At 54.4% G+C, this 5,026-nt stretch carries 3 protein-coding genes; all 3 read right to left on the bottom strand.

The genetic code is table 11. From position 1 onward, the window contains the following. The coding region (locus tag PHP98_11615; protein MDD5484275.1) for an ATP-binding cassette domain-containing protein at nucleotides 1-631 on the bottom strand (631 nt) is incomplete at its 3' end. Nucleotides 632-667: 36 nt separating this feature from the next. Then, nucleotides 668-2,575 (bottom strand): ABC transporter permease subunit, encoded by a 1,908-nt coding sequence (locus PHP98_11610; protein MDD5484274.1) that lies wholly within the window; start codon nucleotides 2,573-2,575, stop codon nucleotides 668-670. Nucleotides 2,576-2,700: 125 nt separating this feature from the next. After that, on the bottom strand, nucleotides 2,701-5,026 hold a 2,326-nt coding region (locus tag PHP98_11605), incomplete at its 5' end, for an extracellular solute-binding protein (GenBank protein ID MDD5484273.1).

Here is a 5,026-nt window from a genome sequence, read left to right as displayed (position 1 = left end):
CGTCTTTCATGACGACGATGCGGTCGCCGAGCGTCATGGCTTCAACCTGGTCGTGGGTCACGTAAATCATGGTGGTATTGAGGCGCTTGTGGAGGTGCATGAGCATGGAACGCATTTCCACGCGCATCTTGGCGTCCAGGTTGCTCAAGGGCTCGTCAAAGAGGAAGACGGCCGGGTTGCGGACAATGGCGCGGCCCAGGGCCACGCGCTGGCGCTGGCCGCCGGAGAGCGCCGAGGGGCGGCGGTTCAGGAAATCCTCTATGCCCAAATCTCTGGAGGCGGTTTTCACGCGCGAGTCTATTTCCCGGCGGGGTACTTTTCTCAATCTCAGACCGAAAGCCATGTTGTTGTAGACCGACATGTGGGGATAAAGCGCGTAGTTCTGGAAGACCATGGCGATATCGCGGTCTTTCGGCGGGATATCGTTGATAACTCGTTCGCCGATCCGGATGGCGCCGCGGCTGATATCTTCCAGCCCGGCGATCATGCGCAGGGTGGTGGATTTGCCGCAGCCCGAAGGTCCCACAAAAATAATGAACTCCTTGTCGGGGATTTCCAGATTGAAATCTTTGACGGCGGTAACGTTGCCCGCGTAAATTTTCCAGACATTCTCAAGTTTGACTTTTGCCATTTTTTTATCTCCTCTCCGATCTACGCCCTTTGGGCGTTATTTTTCTGACGGCACCACGATTCCGCGCATGATGATGTTCTGGCAGAAGAGGAAAATGATGAAAGTCGGGATGGCCGCGATGATCAGCGAGGCGTACATCACGGCCTGGCCGCTCATCTGCCGGAGCTGGTAAAGCCAGACCATCAGGGTCCACATCTTTTCGTCCTGGCAGACCACGAAAGCGAACATGAAGTTCGCGTAGGCATGGGTGAAAGCGCTGAGCGCGATCACGGCCAGAATCGGCTTGGAAAGGCTCATGGTCATGCTCCAGAACATGGTCCATTCGCTGGCGCCGTCCAACTGGGCGCTTTCATACAGTTCCCGGGGGAGCGAGTCAAAAAACCCCTTCAGCAGGAAAATGGAATATCCATTGGCCATTCCGGGCAAAACCAGCGCGGCGAATGTGTTCAAAAGATTCAAACGGCGGAGCATCAGGAAGTTGGGGATCTGGGTGACCATGGCCGGGAAAGCCATGGTGGCCATCAGGAAAAGCAGTATTTTATAAGTGGGCGGCATTTTGTACCGCGAAAGCGCGTAGGCAGCCAGCGGATTTATAAGCAGGGCGATCAGCACGGCCAGGGTGCAGTAAATGACCGTGTTAATTATTCCGCGCCCGTGAAATACCATGTATTCGGCCACGGTTTTGTAATTGCGCGTGATGAAATCCCATTTGATGTCCCGCTTGTGGTCCAGGAACCAGCGGTAATGAAGGCTGCGCTGTGGCGGCAGGGCCTGGTCAAAGGAGGCGAATGATGTTTGCAGGATGCGGTTCATGTTTTCAACGGTTTTGTGCTTTTTCCGCAGGTAATCGCGGAAAAGACATTCCACGCTGAAAATACGCAGCGATTCAACCGGCGCCTTGTGGATGACGCGCGTGTCGGGGTCTTTCCAGCCGGTGATGAAATTTTCCCAGTCGCTGGCGGCCAGCCCGAAAAGCGGAGGTTCGCCGATTAAGGGCACATCGCCGAAGGATTGATATTTGGTCCCGTAACGGCGGTTGAGCGTTGCCATGTTTTCATACTTGGCCTGGAGGTAGGCCTGATAGGCCGGCCGGGCCGAATCATCCGCCCGGACCCATTGCAGGGCGAGCGTATTCCGGACAAAATCCTCCCAGTCAGTTTTTTCGCGCTTGTTTTGAATGTCCCGCCAGGCGCGCGGCAAACGGACTTCGTTCCAACCGGCGTATTTCGTGTTATGGGCGCGGTTGTAATCCCGGATATCCGCGGAATAAACTGTTTTCAAATACATTTTTTTATAAAAACCATCCACCGAAAAATAATAACGCCATTCCAGCGGCAGAGAAATTTTGAATTCGTTCATCATTGTTTCGTAATCCGATGCTTTCGGTTTTTGCCGCCGCGCGAGGCAGGCGGTCGGCAAATAGCGGATGCTGTTCCAGCCGACGAAGTCCGTGCTCAAGGCGCGGTTGACATCGTCAATGTTTTTCCCGAATTTTTTCTGGAGCGCCGCCTTGAAACGCCGCAGGCCGGAGGGGGTTGTTTTTGAATAGGGCGCGTATATATGTCCGCTGTGCCAGGAGTAGACGGGCAGGGGATGTTCGTTTAGGAATTTCACCCATTCCTCCGTCCATTCCGGATTGAAGTCGGCTGGGAACTGCAGGTCTTCAAAACTGCTGGTGTCCTCGTCGTAAGTCATGTTTTCATCCAGCAGGTTTTCATTGAACAGGGCCTCAATATGTTTCCGGTAAAGCCATGTGTCATCGCGCAGGAAGCGCGGGATGGCGTCAAAATATTTGATGTCCACCGCGCTCTTGGTGCTGCCGGACAGCATCAGCATGAAAGGATAAATCATGGAAAGCCCCCCGACTATCAGGAAGGCGTACATGCCGGCGAACAGCAGGTTCGTCTTGAATGTCTTGCGTCCTATTTTTGATACAATGGGCATGGTTCAGAATTTTCGATTTTAGATTTGCGATTTTGGATTTTTACGCCATAGGTGGGGACCAGCCCGCGGCTGGAGATTTTATATTCTCTTCTTTAATTCCACCTTCTGCATTCTTACTTCTGCCTTTACTTGTTCCCCGTTGTCTTGAATTCAAGCCGCGAGAGTATTCTGAGCTGGTGCACCGTAAAGCCGATCAGCATGAATCCCAGCATCCAGGCCATGGCCGCCGCCGGCCCGAATTTAAGATACATGTAAGCCTTGTAGAATATGTGCAGACCGGCCACCTCGGTATTGCTGGCGCCGCCGGTCATGGCCAGAATGAAAGCCTCGCTTTGCCAGGAATGAATGAAAATTCCGATGAACTGTATGATCAGAAGCGGTTTGAGAATCGGTATGACCACGAAAAGAATTTTGTCAATGAAGGATGCTCCGTCAATGTCCGCGGCCTCGTAAAAATCCTCGGCGATGCCCTTCAGCGCCGCCAGGTAAATAAGACAGCCCGGCCCCATGCCGGCCCAGACCATGGGAAGGACACAGCAGAACATGGCCGTTTTCGGGTCCAGCAGCCAGCGGTAGGGGTCGGTTGATTTGTGGAACAGGGCCAGATACCAGGGCGTCTCATCCTGGAAAAGGATTGGCCGCGCAAAATTGAAGAAAAACGCGAAGAGGGCGGCGCCCGCCAGCAGGCACGACAGGCTGGTTATATATTTGCTGTGCACCATGAGCCGTTTCGCAAAAAAGAACAGGATGAGGAAGAATATAGCGCCCAGAATAATATATCCGATCGCCGGGATAGCCAGCACCACCGCGTTCAGCACTCCGTATTCGGAAGGCTCATAAAAGGATTGCCAGAGATAAATCACCACCAGGCCGCTGATAACGGCCGGCAGATAGAATATCGTGCGGAACAGGATTTTTCCGCGCGGAATTTCCTGGAGCAACACGGCCAGAATAACCGGCGGCAGGAAGGTCAGGCTGACCACCAGGAAACAATAGCGCGCCGAGTTCCAGACGGCTTGCCACCAGGCCTTGTCCCATAATACGGCGCCGAAGTTGTCAAGGCCGATCCACGGCGAACCGCCGGTCCCTTCCATGATCCGGTAATCCTGAAAAGACAGCAGTGATCCCATTCCCAGCGGCAGATACTGCCAGAAGAAAATGGCGCCCAGCGCCGGAATCAGGAGCAGGTAACCCCAGAGGTATTTCCTGAATCCCCAGCCGGCCGGCTTATCGCCCGCCGCCACCGGCCCGGCAAAGACTTTGGAAATCCGGCGGAAAAGCACGGTGAACGCGCAAACTATCATTATCAGCATAACGAAAGCGGCAATACGCCGTTTCAACATTTCCTGCGGCGGCACGATGCCGATCATTTTTTCGTTTACTTCCCGCACTGACTCGTCCAGGAGAGTTTGCAATTGCGCGTATCGTTCTTCCTTGTTCTCTGCAAGTGTGCCGGCCATGGCCATGTTTTCCGCCCTGGTGATTGGCGGGGTCATCTGGTCATAGACCAGTTGGCAGTTCCGGCCGTAAGGCTCCGGTTTGCCGGTGTCAACTGCGATTTTGAAGCATTCCGCCCATCCCTTGGGCGCCATCCGGATAAGATCCTCGTAGCCGAACATCTTCAGGTAGAGGGGGTTGATGAAACGCCCCATACCGAGCTCCACCAGGATGCGGGTGCTGATGCCGACCGCTTCCTTGCTGTCGGTGAAACGCAAATATTCCCAGGCCGCATCCCGGATAACCGTGTCCTTGATCCCGGCGAAGATGCCCTGCATTCGCGAATTAATTTCGGCGCCGCGGCGTCCGCCGGGACCCAGGGGCACCGGCACTATGCCGGTGAGATCTGGGTTGGCTCCCTGAAACATCTTTTCATCGATATAGGCGGGGTTAAACGCGATTTTGCCCAGCTCCCATTTCTGATTTCCGGCCGTTTCTTTGATTGCATAGCCGTACCGCCGGCGGCCGGTTTCGTCAATCCAGGGCTCCGTGCAGAGCCGGGTGTAAAAATCAAGGGCGGTTACCGCTTCCGGGGTGTTGAATACGGCCCGCCATTCTTTTTTTGACTTGTCAAAAATTACCGCCTCTCCGCCGGCCGACCACAAGAAGGTTATCCAATACCAGCTTTCCTGGCGGCCGGTTCCAAGGCGGATGCCGTAAGTTCCTTCCGCGGGATTGGTGACCTTGCGGCATATTTCCAGCATGTCTTCCCAGGTCCAGTCGTTCTTCGGATACGGGATATCGCAGGCATCCAGGAGGTCTTTGCGGTAAAGTATTACTTTTCCTACGACACCGCCTTTCGGCATGGCCCAGACATGGGTTTTGCCGTCCGGTCCTTCGCGGTTCATCACGGGCCATACCTTCGGGTTAATCCGGAATTTTTTTTCCTCTTCGGTCAGGCTGGTGAAGTAATGGTCTTCGGGCTTGTCAAGCGGATAAAGGAACCCCTGCTGA

It is taken from the genome of Kiritimatiellia bacterium (genome assembly GCA_028715905.1).
Classification (GTDB): domain Bacteria; phylum Verrucomicrobiota; class Kiritimatiellia; order JAAZAB01; family JAAZAB01; genus JAQUQV01.
This window is presented reverse-complemented; position numbering and strand designations above follow the sequence as displayed.

What these genes read in the sequence shown, in the direction of transcription:
- PHP98_11610 (MDD5484274.1), bottom strand. Translation starts at nt 2,575, where the DNA reads ATGCCCATTGTATCAAAAATAGGACGCAAGACATTCAAGACGAACCTG.